This is a genomic window from Bradyrhizobium sp. MI1.7 (genome assembly GCF_055811795.1).
Genome location: NZ_JBVVPO010000005.1, coordinates 128,439 through 148,215 on the forward strand (window position 1 = coordinate 128,439; position 19,777 = coordinate 148,215).

Genomic DNA, 19,777 nt, shown 5'->3' on the forward strand with positions numbered 1-19,777 from the left:
AGCAGGGCTTTTTGAAAAGACCCTGGCCATGGCCTGCCTTAACAACGGTAGTGAAAGCAACGGTGGCTTGTGTCGCTGCGCTGCCTGCTCGGAACGACCGTCCGGAATACAGTGTCGGTGCCACATGGCGAACAGCCACGACGCGTCGGCACTTATAGAATTCATATAACTTCGCCATAGGCCTCATCTCGAAAACCTATGCCGGTGGTGGCACTTCAACACGGTCAAAAGTCCCGGCTGGTGCCGTGGAAATGCTTTGCATTTCCTTCGTTCCACGCGCTCGCCGGACGCCTGAGAAACGGTTGCGTCCGACATAAAGCCGCAACGAGGAGCATTCCCATGATGGACATTCTGGTGCTGGCGCTGGGCTTTGGCTTCTTCGCGCTTGCGATCGGCTACACCTACGCCTGCGAACGGCTGTGAGGGAGCGGACCATGACCTTCGATTATTCGCTCGCCGCCGTCGTCTCGCTCGGTCTCCTGTTCTACCTCACTTACGCACTGCTGCGGCCCGAGCGGTTCTGACCCGTGCTGCTGCTTCTCGAATTGCTGCTCGCGGACGCCGCGCTCGTCGCGTGCCTGCTTGCCCTGATCCTGCCGCTCCTGCGCAGGACAAACGTCCTAAAGGGTTGATGCCATGACTATGATCGGTTGGCTCCAGATCATTCTCTTTTGCGCGATTATCGTCGCGCTGACAAAACCGCTCGGCGGGTACATGACGGCTGTGTTCAACGGCGAGCGGACGTTCCTGTCGCCGGTGCTGCGGCCGATCGAGGCCGGCATTTATTGGTTTTCTGGCGTCGAAGAGAGGCGCGAGCAGCATTGGCTGACCTACACGGTCTCGATGCTGCTGTTTCATGTCGGCGGCTTCCTGATCATCTACGGCGTGATGCGGCTTCAGGCGGTGTTGCCGTTCAACCCGGCCGGGCAGGGCGCTGTCGCCCAGGATCTCTCCTTCAACACCGCGATTTCCTTCATCACCAATACCAACTGGCAGAATTACGGCGGCGAGAGCACGGTATCCTATCTCGTGCAGATGCTCGGCCTGACGCACCAGAATTTCCTGTCGGCGGCGACCGGCATCGCGCTCGCGGTGGCCATGATCCGCGGATTCTCGCGCGCCTCGATGCGCACGGTCGGTAATTTCTGGGTCGACGTCACCCGCACGACACTTTACGTGCTGCTGCCGATCTGCGTCGTCTACACGCTGTTCCTGGTCTGGCAGGGCATGCCGCAGACGCTCGGTGCTTACGTCGAGGCCACGACGCTCGAAGGCGCCAAGCAGACCATCGCGGTCGGCCCGGTGGCCTCGCAGGTCGCGATCAAGATGCTCGGGACCAATGGCGGCGGCTTCTTCAATGCCAACGCCGCCCATCCCTTCGAGAACCCGACGGCGCTGTCGAACTTCGTGCAGATGCTCTCGATCTTCCTGATCGGCGCGGCCATGACCAATGTGTTCGGCCGCATGGTCGGCAACCAGCGCCAGGGCTGGGCGATCTTCGCGGTGATGGGCGTGCTGTTCATCGCCGGTGTCTCCATCACCTACTGGGCGGAAGCCAACGGCACCTCGATGATGCATGCACTCGGCCTGACCGGCGGCAACATGGAGGGCAAGGAAGTCCGCTTCGGCATCGTCGCATCCTCGCTGTTCGCCGTGGTGACCACGGCCGCCTCGTGCGGCGCGGTCAACGCCATGCATGACAGCTTCACCGCGCTCGGCGGCATGATCCCGCTGATCAACATGCAGCTCGGCGAAGTCATCATCGGCGGCGTCGGCGCCGGCCTCTATGGCATGCTGCTGTTCGTCGTGCTCGCGATCTTCGTCGCCGGCCTGATGGTCGGCCGCACACCGGAATATGTCGGCAAGAAGATCGAGGCGCGCGAAGTCAAGATGGCGATGCTCGCGATCCTGGTGCTGCCGCTGATGTATCTCGGCTGGACCGCGGTCGGCGTGGTCTATCCGGCGGCGGTCGCCTCCATGGCGAATGCCGGCCCGCATGGCTTCACCGAGGTGCTCTACGCCTTCACCTCGGCGACCGGCAACAACGGCTCGGCCTTCGCGGGCCTCACCGGCAACACGTTGTTCTACAACCTCACGCTCGCATCCGCGATGTTCGTCGGCCGGTTCTTCATGATCGTTCCGGCGATGGCGATTGCGGGCTCGCTGGCCGCCAAGAAGTCGATCCCGCCGTCGGCGGGCACGTTCCCGACTACAGGCGGGCTGTTCGTCGGCCTCGTCGTGGGCGTGATCCTGATCATCGGCGGCCTGACCTTCTTCCCGGCACTCGCGCTCGGCCCGATCGTCGAGCAACTCGCGATGAACGCCGGCAACGTCTTCTGATTGTTTGGAGTGACCTCCATGGATACGATGAAACTGCAAAAACGTGCCCCGATGTCGGCAATGCTCGATCCCAAGATCGTTCTGCCCGCGATCAGCGCGTCCTTCACCAAGCTCGACCCGCGGCTGATGATCAAGAACCCCGTGATGTTCGTGGTCGAGATCGTGGCCGCGCTCACCACGGTGATCTTTCTGCGCGACCTCGTCACCGGCGGCGAGAATCTCGGCTTCACCTTCCAGATCATCCTCTGGCTCTGGTTCACGGTGCTGTTCGCCAATTTCGCCGAAGCGGTGGCCGAAGGCCGCGGCAAGGCACAGGCCGAATCGTTGCGCAAGACCCGCACCGAGAGCCAGGCCAAGCTCCTGAGCGGCGCGGGCCAGGCCTTCACGCTGGTGCCGGGCACCAGCCTGAAGGTCGGCGATATCGTGCTGGTCGAGGCCGGGGACACCATCCCCTCCGACGGCGAGGTGATCGAAGGCGTCGCTTCCGTCAACGAAGCCGCCATCACTGGCGAGTCCGCGCCCGTGATCCGCGAGTCCGGCGGCGACCGGTCGGCGGTGACCGGCGGCACGCAGGTGCAGTCCGACTGGATCCGCGTCCGCATTACGGCCGCGCAAGGCTCGACCTTCATCGACCGCATGATCAAGCTGGTCGAGGGCGCCGAGCGGCAGAAGACGCCGAACGAGATCGCGCTCAACATCCTGCTCGCCGGCCTCACCATCATCTTCGTGTTCGCCACCGTCACCATTCCGAGCTATGCGGCTTATGCCGGCGGCTCGATCTCGGTGGTCGTGCTGGTCGCACTGTTCGTGACGCTGATCCCGACCACGATCGGCGCGCTGCTATCGGCGATCGGTATCGCTGGCATGGACCGCCTGGTCCGCTTCAACGTGCTGGCGATGTCCGGCCGCGCGGTCGAGGCTGCCGGTGACGTCGATACGCTGCTGCTCGACAAGACCGGTACGATCACGCTCGGCAACCGTCAGGCCACCGCGTTCCGCCCGGTTCGCGGCGTCACCGAGCAGGAGCTCGCCGATGCGGCGCAGCTCGCCTCGCTCGCCGACGAGACGCCGGAAGGCCGCTCCATCGTCGTGCTGGCGAAGGAGAAGTATTCCATTCGCAGCCGGGACATGGCCGAGCTTGGCGCCACCTTCATTCCGTTCACGGCACAAACCCGCATGAGCGGTGTCGATGCCGGCGGCTCGTCGGTGCGCAAGGGCGCGGTCGATGCCATGCTCAACTATGTCGGCGGCGGTGCGCCGCTGGCCGTTGCCTCCGGCAACACCGCGCGCGCCATTCAGCCTGCGGTGCTTTCCGACGTCGGCCGTGAAGTCCAGACCATCGCCGATGAGATCTCGAAAGCGGGCGGAACACCGCTTGCGGTCGCCAAGGACGGCAAGCTGCTCGGCGTCATCCAGCTCAAGGACATCGTCAAGGGCGGCATCCGCGAGCGCTTCGCAGAACTGCGCCGCATGGGCATCCGCACCATCATGATCACCGGCGACAACCCGATGACGGCCGCTGCGATCGCGGCGGAGGCGGGCGTCGATGACTTCCTCGCGCAAGCAACGCCCGAGGACAAGCTGAAGCTGATCCGCGACGAGCAGGCCAAGGGCAAGCTGGTCGCCATGTGCGGCGACGGCACCAACGACGCGCCCGCGCTCGCCCAAGCCGACGTCGGCGTCGCCATGAACACCGGCACCCAGGCCGCCCGCGAGGCCGGCAACATGGTCGACCTCGATTCCAACCCGACCAAGCTGATCGAGGTGGTCGAGATCGGCAAGCAGCTGCTGATGACGCGCGGCGCGCTGACGACGTTCTCGATCGCCAACGACGTCGCAAAGTATTTTGCGATCATCCCGGCGATGTTCCTGGCGTTCTACCCGCAGCTCAACGTGCTCAACGTCATGAACCTGTCGAGCCCGCAGAGCGCCATCCTGTCGGCGATCATCTTCAACGCGCTGGTCATCATCGCGCTGATCCCGCTGGCGCTGAAGGGCGTCGCCTATCGCGCGGTCGGTGCCGGCGCATTGCTGAGGCGCAACCTCCTGATCTACGGCCTCGGCGGCATCGTGATTCCCTTCATCGGCATCAAGGCGATCGACCTCGTCGTCACCGCCTTGCATCTGGCTTGATCGTCGTCGCGGGGCGCACCGCGCCCCGCGCAATGACGAAAGATTTGGAGACCTAACATGCTCAGAGAAATTCGCCCCGCCATCGTCCTGCTGCTGGTGCTCACCGCCATCACCGGCCTGGCCTATCCGCTCGCAATGACCGCTATTGCCGGTGCGATCTTCCCCTCGCAGGCGCAGGGCAGCCTGATCGAGCGGGACGGCAAGGTGATCGGCTCCGCCCTGATCGGGCAGGAGTTCAAGGAGGACAAATATTTCCACGGCCGCCTCTCGGCGACTTTGGCGCCGGACCCGAATGATTCGACCAAGACGGTGTCGGCGCCCTACAACGCGGCCAACTCGGGCGGCTCCAACCTTGGCCCGACCAGCAAGGCGCTGGCCGACCGGCTCAAGGAGGATGTGGACAAGTTGAAGGCTGAAAATCCGAACGCCGCCGTGCCGGTCGACCTGGTCACCACCTCGGCCAGCGGCCTCGACCCGGACATCTCGCCGGAAGCGGCTGAATTTCAGGTGCCGCGGGTGGCGAAGGCGCGGAATCTGCCGGACGATCAGGTCAAGCAGCTCGTGGCCTCCAACACCCAGGGCCGTTTGCTCGGCCTGATTGGCGAACCGCGGGTTAACGTTCTGGCACTGAACCTCGCGCTCGATCGCGCCACCGCGAAGTAGCGGTCTAGGCTGCGGGTGGGCGGATGATTATATTGGCCTGATGGTCCGAGAGCGCCGCGATCCCGAACAACGTCCGTCCCCTGAGGCGCTGCTTGAAGCCGCGCGCCGGGAGGAGAGCGCGAGCGGCAAGCTGAAGATCTTCGTCGGCGCCGCCCCCGGCGTCGGCAAGACCTACGAGATGCTGCAAAGCGCCCATGCCAGGCGCAACGCGGGCATCGACGTGGTGGTCGGCTTTGTCGAGACCCATGGCCGCGCCGAGACCGAGGCGCTGGTGCGCGGGCTCGAGGTGGTGCCGCGCAAGAGGTTCGATTACCGCGGCCAGAGCGTCGAGGAGATGGACCTCGATGCCGTGATCGAGCGCCGTCCTCGGATCGCGCTGGTTGACGAGCTCGCTCATACCAATGCCGCCGGCAGCCGCCATCCCAAGCGCTATCTCGACGTCGAGGAGCTGCTGTCCCACGGCATCGACGTCTACACCGCCGTCAACATCCAGCATATCGAGAGCCTGAACGACGTCGTCGCCCAGATCACCCATGTGCGGGTGCGCGAGACCGTGCCGGACTCGGTCTTCGACCGCGCCGATGCGATCGAGCTGATCGACCTCACGCCCGACGATTTGATCCAGCGGCTGCGGGAGGGCAAAGTCTATGTGCCCAAGCAGGCCGAGCGGGCGCTGGAGCACTATTTCTCGCCGGGCAATCTGACCGCGCTGCGCGAACTGGCGCTGCGGCGTACGGCCGAGCGGGTCGACGAGCAGCTTCTCACTCACATGCAGGCGAATGCCATCGCCGGCCCCTGGGCCGCGGGCGAGCGTATCCTCGTCTGCATCAGCGAGGATCCGCGCGCGGCCGGGCTCGTGCGCTACACCAAGCGGCTGGCCGACCGGCTGCATGCGCAATTCACCGCGATCTCGATCGAGACCCGGCGGTCGCTCCAGCTTTCGGACGAGGAGCGCGACCGTCTCGCCGATACGCTGCGGCTTGCCGAATCGCTCGGCGGTGAAGCGCTGACCATTCCCGCTGTCGGCCGCCGCATCGCCGACGACGTCATCAACTTCGCGCAAGGCAACAACGTCACCCAGATCGTGATCGGGAAATCGACGCGCTCGCGTTGGTTCGAACTGACGCGCGGCTCCGTCGTGCATGATCTCGTGCGCAGTGCCGGCAATATCAGCGTCCACGTCATTCCCGGCGATGAGCTCGCGGCCGAGCCGGCGCCGAAGACGGCGGTCCAGACGGCGGCACGGGCAGAGGCGTTTGATGCACGTCCCTATTTGAAGGCGCTCGGGATCACCGCGCTCGGCCTTGCCGCAGCGGTGGCCATCAAGCCGTATTTCGGCATCGAAAACGTCGACCTGATGTTCCTGACCGCGGTTGTTGCCGTGGCTGTTCGCTACGGGTTGTGGCCGTCGCTCCTTGCGAGCGTCGCGGCGTCGCTGGCGTACAACTTCTTCTTCCTGCCGCCGGTCTACACTTTCACGATTACCGACCCGACCAATGTCGCAGCGTTCTTCTTTTTCATGTTGATCGCGTTCGTGGTGTCGAACGTTGCCGGGCGGGTGCGCACGCAGGCGGACACCGCGCTCGGCCGCATCCGCACGACCGAGCAGCTCTATGCGTTCAGCCGCAAGCTCACGGGCACCGGCACGCTCGACGATGTGCTCTGGGCAACGGCCTATCAAACTGCGCTGATGCTGAAGGTTCGCGTGGTCCTGCTGCTGCCGGAGGAAGGGCTGCTCACGGTGAAGTCCGGCTATCCGCCCGAGGACCAGATCGACCAGGCCGATCTCGCCGCCGCCAATTGGGCCTGGAGCAACGATCGTCCCGCCGGCCGCGGCTCGGACACGCTTCCCGGCGCCAAGCGGCTGTTCCTGCCGATGCGCACCGGGCGTGGTCCGATCGGCGTCATCGGCATCGACAATGATCGGACCGGTCCGCTGCTGACCCCGGACCAGCGCCGGCTGTTCGATGCGCTCGTCGACCAGGGCGCACTGGCAATCGAGCGCGTGCTGCTGGTCGAGGACGTGGATCGCGTCAAGCGCACCGTCGAATCCGAGCGGTTGCGCTCTGCGCTGCTGACCTCGATCTCGCACGATCTCAAGACGCCGCTCGCCTCCGTGCTCGGTGCGGCCTCGACCATGCGCGATCTCGCCGGTGCCTTGTCCGACACCGAGAAGCGCGATCTGCTCGCCACCGTGATCGACGAGTCCGAGCGGCTCAACCGCTTCATCGCCAATCTGCTCGACATGACAAAGCTCGAATCCGGCGCCATCGTGCCCAACGCGGCACTGCACGATCTCGGCGAGATCGTTGGCAGCGCGCTGCGGCGTGCGAGCAAGATATTGACGGCCCACAAGGTGGAACTGGTGCTGGCCGCCGATCTGCCGATGCTTCAGCTCGATGCCGTGCTGTTCGAGCAAGTGCTGTTCAATCTGCTCGACAATGCCGCGAAATATTCGCTGCCCGATACAACGATCTCGATCCGCAGCCGGCGCGAGGGGAATCATGTTGTGCTAGAGATCGCCGACCAGGGTGGCGGCATTCCGCCTGACGAGCTCGAGAGCGTGTTCGACAAGTTCTATCGCGTGCAGAAGGGTGACCATGTCCGTCCCGGCACCGGGCTGGGGCTCGCCATCTCCCGCGGCTTCGTCGAGGCGATGCAGGGCACGATTTCGGCCGCCAACCGCGGCGACCGCAGCGGCGCGATCCTCACCATCCGTCTGCCCGTTCCGGCACGGACCCACGCATTGGATACCGCCGCATGAGCGCCGCCCCGATCAAGGTTCTGGTCATCGACGACGAGCCGCCAATCCGAAAATTGCTGCGGATGGGACTCTCGACGCAAGGCTACGAAATCCTGGAAGCGTCGAACGGAAAGACCGCGCTCGAGAAGCTCGCGGAAGAACCCGCGCTGATCATTCTCGATCTCGGCCTGCCCGACATCCAGGGCCACGAATTGCTGCGCACCATCCGCGGCCGCAACGAGGGCGTGCCGATCGTGGTGCTGTCGAGCCGCGGCGACGAGGCCGGCAAGGTGCAGGCGCTCGATCTCGGCGCCGACGATTATCTGACAAAGCCGTTCGGCATGGACGAGCTGTTGGCGCGCCTGCGCGCGGCGCTGCGGCACCAGCTCCAGGTCAAGGGCGAGCGTCCGGTGTTCCGCACCGGCGATCTCTCCGTCGATCTCGTGCGTCGCATGGTCAAGGTCGGCGAGCGCGAGATAAAGCTGTCACCGAAGGAGTACGATCTTTTGCGCGTGCTGGTGCAGCACGCCGGCAAGGTGCTGACCCATCGTTTCTTGCTGAAGGAGCTTTGGGACGAGCTCACCGACGCACAGTATCTGCGCGTCTATGTCCGCCAGCTCCGCCAGAAGATCGAAGCCGACCCCGAACGCCCGCAATATGTGCTGACGGAGACGGGGATCGGGTACCGGCTGAAGGCGGGGGATTAGCTTTCGATCCTCATCCTGAGGAGCGCGGAACGCGCGTCTCGAAGGATGAAGGCCCGGCTGCAGCAGCGAGGCCTGCATGGTTCGAGACGGCGCTTCGCGCCTCCTCGCCATGAGGGCAGAGAGTGGGTCGCGCGGCGAAATCACCCCGCCTTCCTCTGCCGCGCCGTCGAGCGCTGCGTCTTCTTCGCGCTGCGCTGCCGCCCCGTCGCACGACGCGCATGGGACTTCGCCGCCGTCTTCTTCCTGCCGCGTCCCTTCAGGCTCTGCTTCAGCGCGTCCATCAGGCTGACGACGTTGCTCGGCCGCTCCTCGCGCTCCGGCAGCTCGATTGTCTTGCCGCTGGCCTTGCGCTTCACCAGTGCCTTCAGCGCGGTCTCGTACTCATCCTTGAACTTGCTCGGGTCGAAATGTGCGGCCTTGGTACGCAGGATGTGGCCGGCGAGCTCGACCATGTCCTTGGTGATCTTGGGGCTCTTGATGCCGTCGAAGAACTGGTCCTCGTCGCGCAGCTCATAGGGGAAGCGCAACGTGGTGCCGAGCAGGCCCTTGCCGAGCGGTTCGATCGCTATGATGTGCTCGCGGTTGGTGAGCACGATCTTGGCGAGCGCCACGCGGTCCTGGTCCTTCATGGCGTCGCGGATCACGGCGAAGGCATCGACCGCAGCCTTGCCGTCGGGCGCGATATAATAGGGATGATTGAGATAGCGCTGGTCGATCTCGTCGCTCGGCACGAAACTCTCGATGTCGATGGTATGGTTGCTTTCGATCTGGACCGCCTCGAGCTCCTCCGGCTCGATCTCGACATATTTGCCCTTGCGCAGCTCGTAGCCGCGTCCCTTCTGGCCGCTCTCGACCACGTCACCGGTCCCGGAGTCCACCATCTGCTGCTTGAGCCGGTGTCCGGTCTCGCGGTTGATCATGTGAAACCGCGTCTTCTCGGCCGCGGTGGTCGCCGGATAAAGCGCGACCGGGCAACTGACCAGCGAGAGCTTTAACGTTCCCTTCCAATAGGCGCGCGGGGCCATTCCGTTCTCCAGCGTTTCAAGGCATTTTGGAACCCCAACAGCCCCATCGGGTTTTGGTTCCGGGTGGGACTTCCGCCGTGATAGGCTTCAACGCCGAAAGAGAATGCGGGACCGGTCGTGCTGCGAAAACTCTCCACCTACCGACAGAAACGCGATTTCGAGAAGACACCGGAGCCGTCGGGCAAGACCGCGGTGGCGCCATCGGCGCAGCGGCGCTTCGTGATCCAGAAGCACGATGCGACGCGACTGCACTATGATCTGCGGCTCGAGTTCGACGGCGTGTTCAAGTCGTGGGCGGTCACCAAGGGACCCTCGCTCGATCCGCATGACAAGCGGCTGGCGGTCGAGGTCGAGGACCATCCGCTCGACTATGGCGATTTCGAAGGCACGATTCCGGAAGGGCAGTATGGCGGCGGCACGGTCATGCTCTGGGACCGCGGCACCTGGGAGTCCGAGGATCCCGAGCGCGGCTTCCAGAAGGGCGACCTCAAGTTCACGCTCCACGGCGACAAGTTGCATGGCAGCTGGGTGCTGGTGCGGATGAGGCATGACCGCACCGGCGGCAAGCGCACCAACTGGCTCCTGATCAAGCATCGCGACGAATATGCCAGCGAGAGCGACGACATTCTCGGCGAGGACAAGTCGGTGGCCTCCGGCCGCGCGATGGCAGAGATCGCCGATGGCAAGGGTCGCGCACCAAAACCGTTCATGCTGGCGAAGGGCGCCAAGGCCAAGGCCGATGCGGTCTGGCAGTCCAATCGTGCCGAGGAGCCGAAAGGGCGCACCGTGAGGCCGGCGCCCGGTGCGGCGTTGAAGCGCGGGACGGGCGCAAAGAAAAACGCGACGACCGCGACAAACGCGAAGAAAGTCGCGGAGATGCCGGACTTCGTCGCGCCGCAGCTCTGTACCCCGGTCGAGCGGCCGCCGGCGGCCGATGGCTGGTGCCACGAGATCAAGTTCGACGGCTATCGCGTCCAGCTCCGCGTCGAGGACGGCGAGGCGACGCTGAAGACGCGCAAGGGCCTCGACTGGACCGACAAGTTCGCAGCCATCGCGAAGGAGGCGGGCGAGCTTCCCGACGCCATGATTGACGGCGAGATCGTCGCGCTGGATCACAACGGCGCGCCGAATTTCTCCGCGCTCCAGGCCGCGCTGTCGGACGGCAAGACCGAGGACCTGATCTTCTTTGCCTTCGATCTCCTGTTCGCCGAAGGGCTCGATTGCCGGCGCCTGCCACTCGGCGAGCGCAAGGACCGCCTCAGGCAAGTCCTGGACGCAGGCAAGAAGAAATCGAGCCAAATCCGCTATGTCGAGCATTTCGAGAGCAGCGGCGATGCCGTGCTGCAATCGGCCTGCAAACTCGAGCTCGAAGGCGTGGTGTCGAAGAAGCTCGATGCGCCTTACCGTTCGGGGCGAACGGAAAGCTGGACCAAGGCCAAATGCCGCGCCGGCCATGAGGTCGTGATCGGCGGCTGGAAGACCACCAACGGTAAATTCCGCTCGCTGATGGCCGGCGTGCACCGCGGCGATCATCTTGCCTTCGTCGGCATGGTCGGCACCGGCTTCGGCGCGGACACGGTCAAGCGCATCATGCCGTCCTTGAAGGCCATGGAGGCCAGGCAAAGCCCCTTCGGCGGCAAGAACGCACCGAAAAAGACGCGCGACGTGCACTGGCTGAAGCCGGAGCTCGTCGCCGAGATCGAGTTCGCCGGGTTCACCGCCGACGGCAATATCCGCCAGGCCGCCTTCAAGGGCCTGCGGCAGGACAAGCCGGCTGAGGAGGTCGAGGTGGAAACACCCGCCGATACCGAACTCGCAAAGCCCTCGGCCAGGAAGCGTGCCGTGCCGAAGGCAGGCAAGCGCAAGGATGCCGGCACGGCCGAGGTGATGGGTGTCGTCATCTCAAAGCCGGACAAGGAGCTGTGGCCGGATGGCGGCGACGGCGAGGGCGTCACAAAACTCGATCTCGCGCTCTATTTCGAGGCCGTCGGCGCCTGGATGATCGAGCACATCAAGGGCCGGCCCTGTTCGATCCTGCGCGCGCCTGATGGCATCGGCGGCGAAAAATTCTTCCAGCGCCATGCCATGCAGGGCACGTCGAACCTGCTGGAGCTCGCGAAGGTCTCGGGCGATCGCAAGCCGTACCTGCAGATCGATCGCGTCGAGGGGCTCGCCGCGGTCGCGCAGATCGGCGGCGTCGAGCTGCATCCCTGGAATTGTGCCCCGGACGCCTACGATACGCCGGGCCGGCTGGTGTTCGATCTCGATCCCGCGTCGGACGTCAAATTTGCCGATGTCGTGGACGCCGCCAAGGAGATGCGGCAGCGCCTCACCGACGTCGGCATGGAGAGCTTTTGCAAGACCACCGGCGGCAAGGGCCTGCACGTGGTGGTGCCGCTGCTCCATGGCGCGCGCGACAAGGTGAGCTGGAAGGAGGCCAAGGCGTTCGCGCAAGGCGTTTGCCAGTGGATGGCCGACGACGATCCCGAGCGCTATCTGCTCAACATGTCCAAGAAGCTGCGCAACGGAAAGATCTTCCTGGATTATTTGCGCAACGATCGCCTGTCGACGGCGGTAGCTCCGCTGTCACCCCGTGCGCGCGATGGCGCGACCGTGTCGATGCCTGTGACGTGGGCGCAGGTGAAGGGCGATCTCGATCCGAAGCGGTACACGGTGCGGACGGTGCCGGGTCTGCTGGCGCGCTCGAAAGCCTGGGATGGCTATGACGAGTCGGCTTCGTCAATAAAGACCGCGATGAAGAAGCTCGCGGAGAAGAAGAAGTAGGGTGGGCAAAGCGAAGCGTGCCCACCATCTTTCTTATTGCGGCGAAGAGGTGGGCACGGCGCGTTGCGCCTTGGCCCACCCTACGAGGCCGCCGCTAGATCCGTCCGAGCAACAGCAGGATCAGCAGGATGACGATGACGAGCCCGAGGCCGCCGCCGCCATAATAGCCGGTGCCGTAGAACGGGCCGCCGCCGATGCCGCTAAAGCCGCCGAGCAGCGCGATGACCAAAATGATCAGAATGATCGTACCGATAGACATGCTAGTCTCCTCCAGCCCTTTGTTGAAAGGGTCGTTTGCACCTGTCCCGTGGTGCGAGGGCAACTTGCCGCAGGTTCTATAGTTCCGACGATGAAACACGGCGAACGGGGCGAACTTGCATGGAACCTTTGCCAGTCCAGGCGGCATGACTATGTAAGGATCAGTCACCACAGGGCAGCGCCATGTCAGCACCGCTTGTCGTCTCCATTCCGCATCGTCTCGGCCGCGAGGAAGCCGTGCGCCGGCTCAAGACCGGGCTCGGCCGCGCCGCAGCCAGCATTCCCGTGATGCAGGTCGAGGAAGAGCGCTGGAACGGCGACAGCATGAATTTTCGCATCCGCGCGCTCGGGCAGATCGCGAGCGGTCAGGTCGATGTCGCAGACGACCACGTCAAGGTTGAGGTAGTGCTGCCGTGGCTGTTGCAGCGCTTCGCCGAGATGGCGCAGGCGACCATCCACAAGCGCGGGCAGCTGCTGCTGACCAAGGACGGGGGCAAGTAGCCGTCAGCTACGAGCGCGCTGTTGCCTGGGTCTCGCACTGCTTGCGGCGCGTGCTTCGATGACCGCAGCGGGAATATCCCGGAAGGCTTGCGCCAGCGGCAATTGATTGCCGGAAAAGCCCGGCCCGGTGTAGCCGGTGATGTCGATCGTCGCGTCAACACCCTCGAACGCGGGCCATTGTCGGCCCTCTTGCGTGAACGGCGCAAACTGGCGCCCGACCACGACGATCGCAGCCGTGCGGCCGTGTCGGCGGACAAAGGCGATGACGTGGTCTGCGTGCGCGCCCCGGACCTGTAGCGGCTGATACTCGCCCTGGGCGAACACATCGGCGACTTCGTTGCGCAGTTTGAGCAGGTGCCGCGTCCAGGCCAGCTTGAGCTGGCCGTTCGGCCAGGTCTTGATCAGCCCGCGCCAGTCCGGCGCTTCCAGTGACATCAGCGCCGTCTGCCGCGCGGCAAAGTCCACCGGGCGGCGGTTGTCGGGATCGACCAGCGACAGGTCCCAGTATTCGGTGCCTTGGTAGAAGTCGGGCACGCCGGGCAGAGTCGCCTTGAGTGTGAGCTGGCTCAGCGAGTTCAAGGAGCCGAGCAGCGCGACGCGGCGTGCCAGGGTTTGCAGCGCCTCCAGGAACTCGCTGGATTGCGCTGGATCGAGGATCTTCGCGATGAAGCTCGCGACGCCGTTCTCATAGGCCTCGTGCGGGTTGAGCCAGCTGGTCTCCTCCTTGCCCTCGCGCGCGGCCTTGAGCGCATAGGCCTGGATGCGCTCGACGAAGCCGGCATCGGCTGTCTCCCCAAGCGACCAGGCGCCGAGCAGGGTCTGGTAGAGCATGTATTCGAACGTCGCCGACGGCGCGCGCAGATTGCCGTCGAGCGCGAGGTGCGGCGCGTTCAGCACCTTCCAGCGTGCCACCGCGCTGGTCCATTCGCCGGGAATCTCGCTGAGCGCCGCGATGCGCGCGCGGGCATCCTCGCCGCGCTTGGTGTCGTGGGTCGCGGTCGCCGTCATCCCTTGCGGCCATTCGTTGGCACGCGCGCGCATGGCCTCGTGGAAGGCGGGCACCGTGAGGCCGTTGCTCGCGGGATCGCCACCGACCTCGTTCAGGGCGAGCAGCCGGTGGAATTGATAGAACGCGGTGTCCTCCAGCGACTTCGCCATCATCGGTCCCGTGAACTGCTGCACCTTCAGCGCGAAGCGGCGCACCCGCGGGGCGCTGTGCGGGGGACGGCCGGGTTTGAGCAGGTCCATGGTCAGCGCATCGTGCAGGAAGTCGAAGATGCCTTCATCCGCGGCGAACCATTCCGCGCGGGCCCGTTCGATGGTGTCGTCGATCAGCTTGCGGTCGAGCGCGGTCGGGCCGCTATGCGTCAAATAGGTGCGATAGACCGGGAAATGCAGCACGTATAATTCGAGCGCCTGCCGCAGACTGTCGGCGGAGAAGTCGCGGGTCGAGTAGTGGCCGTTGGCGATGCGCGCGAGCAGTCGGGTCAGCACGGTGAATTCGCTGGTCAGCAGCGTCTCCAGCACGCGCCGCTTGGCATCCTTGACGTAAGGAGCCAGCCGCGGCGGGCGGTTGCTGATCTGCCGCCAGGTCTCGTTCAGCGCCTCCAGCCCTTTCGCGTCGACCAGAACCTGAGTGATGACATTCATCCACTCATAGCCCGTGGTGCCCTGAACGCCGGCAAAACGCGGCAGGCGCTCGTGCTCGCACAGGATCTTTTCGATCACGGTATAGAACGGCTTGGTGTTGCCTTGCGCGTCGCGCACCAGTCGGCGCAGCCGCTGACAATATTGTGCGGGATCGCGCAGGCCGTCGATGTGATCGAGACGGATGCCTTGCAGCTTGCCGTCGGCAATGAGCTGCTTCACCAGCCGGTGCGTGGCGGCGAACGTGCTCGCGTCCTCGACGCGCAGGCCCGCGAGCCCGTTGACGTCGAAGAAGCGGCGATAGTTGATGTCGCTGGAGGCGAGCCGCCAGTGCCCGAGCTTGTAGTGCTGGCGCTCCAGCAGATGATGCAGCGCCAGCGTCTGTGCCGGCCGATCCTTGGCGGAACGATAGGTAGCGAGGCCGCGTACGATGATGTCGGCGCTGCCTGCGATCTCCTTGAGCTCCGCCTTGAAGCCGGGTGCTTCCCTGCGGTTGGGGCGACGCAACCCGGTGTAGCGGGCCGCGAGCGCGAGCAGGCGCTTGCCGGCCTCGGTCTCGGCGGCGTCGGCTTCCTTCACGATCACGCGCAGCATTTCGCCATAGCGTTCCGGCGCGATCGGCAGGCGATGCTCGAAATACCAGGCGGAAAAACTGCCTTCATCGGCATCGTAGCGCAGCTCGATGTCGCCGCGCTCCAGCGCCTCGCCATAGGGCGAGCCGAGGATCGGCAGCAGCACGCCGCCGCGGGCGCGATAGGCCAGTTGATCCCAGTCGATGTCGAAGGAAACTGCATGCGGCGAGGCCTGGCCCCATTCCAGCACGTCGAGCCACCAGGGATTGTCGGCAAAGTGCACGCCGACATGGTTCGGCACGAAGTCGATGATGAGGCCGAGGTCGTGCTGCGTGAGGGCATCGCTCAATCGAGCAAAGCCGGCCTCGCCGCCGAGCTCGGGATTGAACTGGCTGTGATCGACGGTGTCGTAGCCGTGGGTCGAGCCCTTGCGCGCTTTCATCACCGGCGAGGCGTAGAGATGCGTGATCCCGAGTGCCTTGAGGTAAGGCACGACCGCGGCGGCCTTGTCGAAGTCGAAATCCGCGGTGAGCTGAAGCCGATAGGTCGCAAGAGGTATGGCAGGAGGCATGCTAACCTCCGAGATGCCAGATCACCGACCAGGGTGGGAGCCGATCGCCGCTGACAGAGCCCCAGATCGGCGTGCCTGTCGCGTCGCTGGGACGTGCGATGTCCTTGTCCGAGAGATTGGCGGTCAGGCGCAACGTCGTGCCATCGCCCATGCGCCAATGCGCGGTGAGCAGGCCGCTATCGGCCGTCTCGGAATCGCCGAACCTCGCACCCTTCAGCCGCGGTGCGATCTCCTTGTGACGCAGCGCGAGCAGCTCCCGCACCAGCGCGAGCCGCGCATCCTGCTCCGGCGTGTGGCCGGTCCAATCCAGCACGGCTGATTGCGGCGTTTTGGGATCGAGTGGGTCGGGGACCTCGTCGCCGTATTTCTCGTAGGCCCAGGCATATTCCTGCTTACGGCCCTTGCGCACGGCATCGGCAAGGCCACCCTGGAAATCGCAGAAGAACGGGAAGGGCACCGTGGAGCCCCATTCCTCGCCCTGGAACAGCATCGGCACCATCGGTGCGAGTAGGGTCACCGCGAGCGCGGCTTCGATCTGCCGTGGCGATGCCAGGCTCTCGAGCCGCTCACCCAGCGGGCGATTGCCGATCTGGTCGTGGTTTTGCAGGAAGTTGACGAAGGTCGCCGGCGGCAACTCGCCGCTCGCCTCGCCGCGCGGCTTCTTGCCCCAGAACTCCGAGATCTCGCCCTGGTAGACGAAGCCCGACGCGAGCGCGCGCGAGAGATCCATGCGCGGCGTCTGGTAGTCGGCGTAATAGCCCGCGAGCTCGCCGGTCAGCATCACGTGCCAGACGTGGTGATAATCGTCGTTCCACTGCGCGCGATATTTGCCGTTGGGCGGATCCTGCGCGGCATCGAGCAGGCTGGCGCGGTTGTCGCCGTTCTCCAGCACGAGATGGATGTGCCGTCCGGTGGCCTTGGCAAGCTCGCCGGCGGCGACGCTGAGATCCTGCAACATCGACTGCTCGCCCGGGATCGCCATGATGTGATTGGCGGCATCCAGTCTCAGGCCGTCGAAGCGGTAGTCGGTGAGCCAGGACAGCGCGTTCTCGACCGCGAAGGCCCGGACCTGCGGCACGCGATAATCGATCGCGCTGCCCCAGGGCGTATGCGCATCGGTGAAGAAGGCCGGCGCATAGCGGCCGAGATAATTCCCCTCGGGGCCGAAATGATTGTAGACGACGTCGAGAAACACCATCAGCCCGCGCAGATGCGCCTCGTCGATCAGTGTCTTCAGGTCCTCGGGCCGGCCATAGGCGCTGTCGGGCGCGTACCAGAGCACACCGTCATAGCCCCAGCCGCGGCGGCCGGCGAAATCGGCCAGCGGCATCAATTCCAGCGCAGTGATCCCGGTCGCAACGAGATGATCGAGCTTGTCGATCATGGCGCGGTAGGTGCCCTCAGGCGTGAAGGTACCGACATGGGTCTCGATCAGCACTGTCTCTTCCCAGGGACGTCCGCGCCAATCGCGCGCGCGCCACGCGAAGGCATCATGATCGACGACTTCGCTCGGGCCAAAAACGTCGTCCGGCTGGAAGGCGGATGCGGGATCGGGCACGTCGATCTCGTCGTCGATCCTGAACTGGTAGGGACTTCCGACGGGCAGGCCGGCAATCTCGGCGACATACCAGCCATCCTGCCGGCGCTGCATCGCGTGTCTTCTGTCGAGCAGGAGATCGACTCGGCGAGCGCCGGGCGCCCACAGCCGGAACGACACGCCGTCCTTGGTCGGCCTCGCCCCGAACGATGGTCTCATAGCGCCCCCGCGAAGGCGAGCACGGAGCGCGGCGGCGCCTTGCTGTCGCTTCCGGGCTGCAGATCAACACTGTTCGGTCTGGCATCGGTGGTATTCAGGATCTGCTGCCAGCTTTTGTACTCGGCCATTTTGGGCAATTTGAATGCGATCTCTTCGGGGGCGGCGTTCAGTACGATAAAGATCGCGGCGCTCCCCGGTTCCATCGGCCCCATCACATAGGAGAGGAACCGCCCTTCCGGGAATTTCCAGTCGTTCTCCGTCATCTCGTCGCCGGCGGGCGTCAGCCACAGCGCGCCGTAGGAGACGCCGTCCTTGGGCCGGCCGTCGAGCCAGCGATGGCTGCGAAGTTGCGAGAAGCGGCGGCGGATCTCGGCGAGCCCGGCGACGAAATCGACCATGTCGTCGCCGTCCTTGCCGAGATTGTCCCAGCCGACCCAGCCGACCTCGTTGTCCTGGCAATAGGCGTTGTTGTTGCCGGACTGCGAATTGCCGACCTCGTCGCCGGCCAGGATCAGCGGAACGCCCTGCGCCAGCATCAGGCAGGCCAGCACGTTCTTGCGAAGCTGCCGCCGCAGCCCGAGAATCTCGGGATCGTCGGTCGGACCCTCGACACCGCAATTGTTGCTGTGGTTGTCGCTGGAGCCGTCGCGATTGTCCTCGCCATTGGCCTCGTTGTGCTTCTCGTTGTAGCTGAAGAGGTCGGCGAGCGTGAAGCCGTCATGCACCGTGATGTGGTTGATGCCGGCGCGCGGTCGCCGTCCGTCATGGTTGAACAGGTCGGATGAGGCTGTCATGCGGCTGGAGATGTCGCCAATCAGGCTGCCTTCGCCGCTCCAGTAGCGGCGCATGGCGCTGCGATACCGATCGTTCCACTCCGACCATTGGGAAGGGAATGCGCCGACCTGGTAGCCGCCGAGCCCGAGATCCCAGGGTTCGGCGACGAGCTTCACCGCCGCCAGCACCGGGTCCTGCCGGATCGCCGTCAGGAACGAGCTGCCGCGATCATAGCCGTTCGGTCCGCGCGCGAGCGTGGTGGCGAGGTCGAAGCGGAAGCCGTCGACATGGCAGACCTCGACCCAGTAGCGCAGCGAATCCATCACCATCTGGAGCACGCGCGGATGGGTGAGGTTCACCGACGAGCCGCAGCCGGTGAAGTCGTCGTAATAGCGCGGGTTCTCGCGGTTCAGCCAGTAATAGGAGGCATTGTCGATGCCGCGGTAGCACAGGGTCGGACCGAGGTGATTGCCTTCGGCCGTGTGGTTGTAGACGACGTCGAGCATCACCTCGATGCCGGCATCGTGCAGGCGCGCGACCGTGGTGCGGAAGGAATCGAGCGCATTGTCCTGGGCGTAGCGCGGTTCGGGCGCAAAGAAGGACAGCGTGTTGTAGCCCCAGTAGTTGACGAGCTTCTTCTCGACCAGAATGCGGTCGTCGATGAAGCTGTGGATCGGAAGCAGCTCGACGGTGGTGACGCCGAGCGTTTTCAAATGCTCGATCATCGCCGGCGACGACAGGCCGCCATAGGTGCCGCGCAAATTCGGCGGCACGTCGTCGCGCTTCTGCGTCAGACCCTTGACGTGGGCCTCGTAGATGATGGTGTCTTCCCAGGGGATGTTGGGCCGGATCTCGCGACGGCCCCAGTTGAAGGTCTCGTCGACGACGACCGCCTTGGGCATGCCGCGCGCGTTGTCGCGCCGGTCGAAGGAGAGGTCCTCGCGCGGCGAACCGGTGCGATAGGCGAAATGGGCATCGCTCCAGACCAGCCGCCCGGCGAGCCGTTTGGCGTAGGGGTCGAGCAGCAGCTTGTTGGCGTTGAAGCGGTGGCCGTGCTCGGGCTCGTAGGGGCCGTGCACGCGATAGCCGTAGAGCTGGCCCGGCGAGATGTCATTGAGATAGCCGTGCCAGACGTCCTCGGTCCGCTCGGGCAGCTCGACACGCTCGAGTTCGCGCCTTCCTTGCGTGTCGAACAGGCACAGCTCGACCTTCTGCGCATTGGCGGAGAACAACGCGAAATTGGTGCCGCGTCCGTCCCAGCTTGCGCCAAGGCGTGCGGGCGATCCAGCAGTCAGGCGCATCG

Annotated in this window: 14 protein-coding genes; 9 read left to right on the forward strand and 5 right to left on the reverse strand. The window is 64.9% G+C overall.

From position 1 onward, the window contains the following. Positions 1-198: 198 nt before the first annotated feature. The 7 genes from AC0L3X_RS07930 (at position 199) to AC0L3X_RS07960 (ending at position 8,586) form a co-directional block, all read left to right on the forward strand. Entirely contained in the window at positions 199-423 is a 225-nt protein-coding gene (locus tag AC0L3X_RS07930) for a hypothetical protein (RefSeq protein ID WP_187387946.1), read from the forward strand. An 11-nt stretch (positions 424-434) separates the two neighbouring features. Beyond that, a complete protein-coding gene (locus AC0L3X_RS07935; RefSeq protein WP_041953522.1) occupies positions 435-524 on the forward strand; it encodes a K(+)-transporting ATPase subunit F in 90 nt (29 codons plus the stop codon). 112 nt (positions 525-636) lie between these two features. Continuing rightward, on the forward strand, positions 637-2,340 hold the full coding sequence (gene kdpA, locus AC0L3X_RS07940) for a potassium-transporting ATPase subunit KdpA (RefSeq protein ID WP_063981390.1): 1,704 nt from the start codon (positions 637-639) through the stop codon (positions 2,338-2,340). Positions 2,341-2,358: 18 nt separating this feature from the next. After that, entirely contained in the window at positions 2,359-4,473 is a 2,115-nt protein-coding gene (gene kdpB, locus AC0L3X_RS07945) for a potassium-transporting ATPase subunit KdpB (protein WP_063981391.1), read from the forward strand. Positions 4,474-4,530: 57 nt separating this feature from the next. Then, a complete protein-coding gene (locus AC0L3X_RS07950; RefSeq protein WP_063981392.1) occupies positions 4,531-5,136 on the forward strand; it encodes a K(+)-transporting ATPase subunit C in 606 nt (201 codons plus the stop codon). Between the two features lie 40 nt (positions 5,137-5,176). After that, on the forward strand, positions 5,177-7,900 hold the full coding sequence (locus AC0L3X_RS07955; RefSeq protein WP_063981393.1) for a sensor histidine kinase: 2,724 nt from the start codon (positions 5,177-5,179) through the stop codon (positions 7,898-7,900). Next, a complete protein-coding gene (locus AC0L3X_RS07960; RefSeq protein ID WP_063981394.1) occupies positions 7,897-8,586 on the forward strand; it encodes a response regulator in 690 nt (229 codons plus the stop codon). The genes AC0L3X_RS07955 and AC0L3X_RS07960 overlap by 4 nt, the downstream gene beginning before the upstream one ends. A gap of 140 nt (positions 8,587-8,726) precedes the next feature. Here the strand turns inward: AC0L3X_RS07960 and ku are convergent, their stop codons facing one another. Further along, on the reverse strand, positions 8,727-9,611 hold the full coding sequence (gene ku / locus AC0L3X_RS07965) for a non-homologous end joining protein Ku (protein ID WP_063981395.1): 885 nt from the start codon (positions 9,609-9,611) through the stop codon (positions 8,727-8,729). Between the two features lie 117 nt (positions 9,612-9,728). Between ku and ligD the strand changes: the two genes are divergently transcribed. After that, on the forward strand, positions 9,729-12,395 hold the full coding sequence (gene ligD / locus AC0L3X_RS07970) for a DNA ligase D (protein WP_354131754.1): 2,667 nt from the start codon (positions 9,729-9,731) through the stop codon (positions 12,393-12,395). 94 nt (positions 12,396-12,489) lie between these two features. Here the strand turns inward: ligD and AC0L3X_RS07975 are convergent, their stop codons facing one another. Continuing rightward, positions 12,490-12,654, reverse strand: a complete 165-nt coding sequence (locus AC0L3X_RS07975; protein ID WP_007595743.1) for a DUF3309 family protein — start codon at positions 12,652-12,654, stop codon at positions 12,490-12,492. 182 nt (positions 12,655-12,836) lie between these two features. Between AC0L3X_RS07975 and AC0L3X_RS07980 the strand changes: the two genes are divergently transcribed. Then, positions 12,837-13,154 (forward strand): polyhydroxyalkanoic acid system family protein, encoded by a 318-nt coding sequence (locus AC0L3X_RS07980; RefSeq protein ID WP_063981397.1) that lies wholly within the window; start codon positions 12,837-12,839, stop codon positions 13,152-13,154. A 3-nt stretch (positions 13,155-13,157) separates the two neighbouring features. Here the strand turns inward: AC0L3X_RS07980 and treY are convergent, their stop codons facing one another. Genes treY through glgX form a run of 3 tightly spaced genes read right to left on the reverse strand, consistent with a single transcriptional unit; the run spans position 13,158 to position 19,775 of the window. After that, positions 13,158-15,944 (reverse strand): malto-oligosyltrehalose synthase, encoded by a 2,787-nt coding sequence (gene treY, locus AC0L3X_RS07985; protein ID WP_063981398.1) that lies wholly within the window; start codon positions 15,942-15,944, stop codon positions 13,158-13,160. Position 15,945: 1 nt separating this feature from the next. Continuing rightward, positions 15,946-17,700 (reverse strand): malto-oligosyltrehalose trehalohydrolase, encoded by a 1,755-nt coding sequence (gene treZ, locus AC0L3X_RS07990; protein WP_063981399.1) that lies wholly within the window; start codon positions 17,698-17,700, stop codon positions 15,946-15,948. Next, positions 17,697-19,775: a glycogen debranching protein GlgX gene (gene glgX / locus AC0L3X_RS07995; protein ID WP_063981400.1), complete on the reverse strand. Its 2,079-nt coding sequence runs from the start codon at positions 19,773-19,775 to the stop codon at positions 17,697-17,699. Before glgX ends, treZ begins: the two co-directional genes overlap by 4 nt. Positions 19,776-19,777: the final 2 nt, after the last annotated feature.

What these genes read in the sequence shown, in the direction of transcription:
- AC0L3X_RS07930 (WP_187387946.1), top strand. Translation starts at nt 199, where the DNA reads ATGCCGGTGGTGGCACTTCAACACGGTCAAAAGTCCCGGCTGGTGCCG.
- AC0L3X_RS07935 (WP_041953522.1), top strand. Translation starts at nt 435, where the DNA reads ATGACCTTCGATTATTCGCTCGCCGCCGTCGTCTCGCTCGGTCTCCTG.
- kdpA (WP_063981390.1), top strand. Translation starts at nt 637, where the DNA reads ATGACTATGATCGGTTGGCTCCAGATCATTCTCTTTTGCGCGATTATC.
- kdpB (WP_063981391.1), top strand. Translation starts at nt 2,359, where the DNA reads ATGGATACGATGAAACTGCAAAAACGTGCCCCGATGTCGGCAATGCTC.
- AC0L3X_RS07950 (WP_063981392.1), top strand. Translation starts at nt 4,531, where the DNA reads ATGCTCAGAGAAATTCGCCCCGCCATCGTCCTGCTGCTGGTGCTCACC.
- AC0L3X_RS07955 (WP_063981393.1), top strand. Translation starts at nt 5,177, where the DNA reads ATGGTCCGAGAGCGCCGCGATCCCGAACAACGTCCGTCCCCTGAGGCG.
- AC0L3X_RS07960 (WP_063981394.1), top strand. Translation starts at nt 7,897, where the DNA reads ATGAGCGCCGCCCCGATCAAGGTTCTGGTCATCGACGACGAGCCGCCA.
- ku (WP_063981395.1), bottom strand. Translation starts at nt 9,611, where the DNA reads ATGGCCCCGCGCGCCTATTGGAAGGGAACGTTAAAGCTCTCGCTGGTC.
- AC0L3X_RS07975 (WP_007595743.1), bottom strand. Translation starts at nt 12,654, where the DNA reads ATGTCTATCGGTACGATCATTCTGATCATTTTGGTCATCGCGCTGCTC.
- AC0L3X_RS07980 (WP_063981397.1), top strand. Translation starts at nt 12,837, where the DNA reads ATGTCAGCACCGCTTGTCGTCTCCATTCCGCATCGTCTCGGCCGCGAG.
- treY (WP_063981398.1), bottom strand. Translation starts at nt 15,944, where the DNA reads ATGCCTCCTGCCATACCTCTTGCGACCTATCGGCTTCAGCTCACCGCG.
- treZ (WP_063981399.1), bottom strand. Translation starts at nt 17,700, where the DNA reads ATGAGACCATCGTTCGGGGCGAGGCCGACCAAGGACGGCGTGTCGTTC.
- glgX (WP_063981400.1), bottom strand. Translation starts at nt 19,775, where the DNA reads ATGCGCCTGACTGCTGGATCGCCCGCACGCCTTGGCGCAAGCTGGGAC.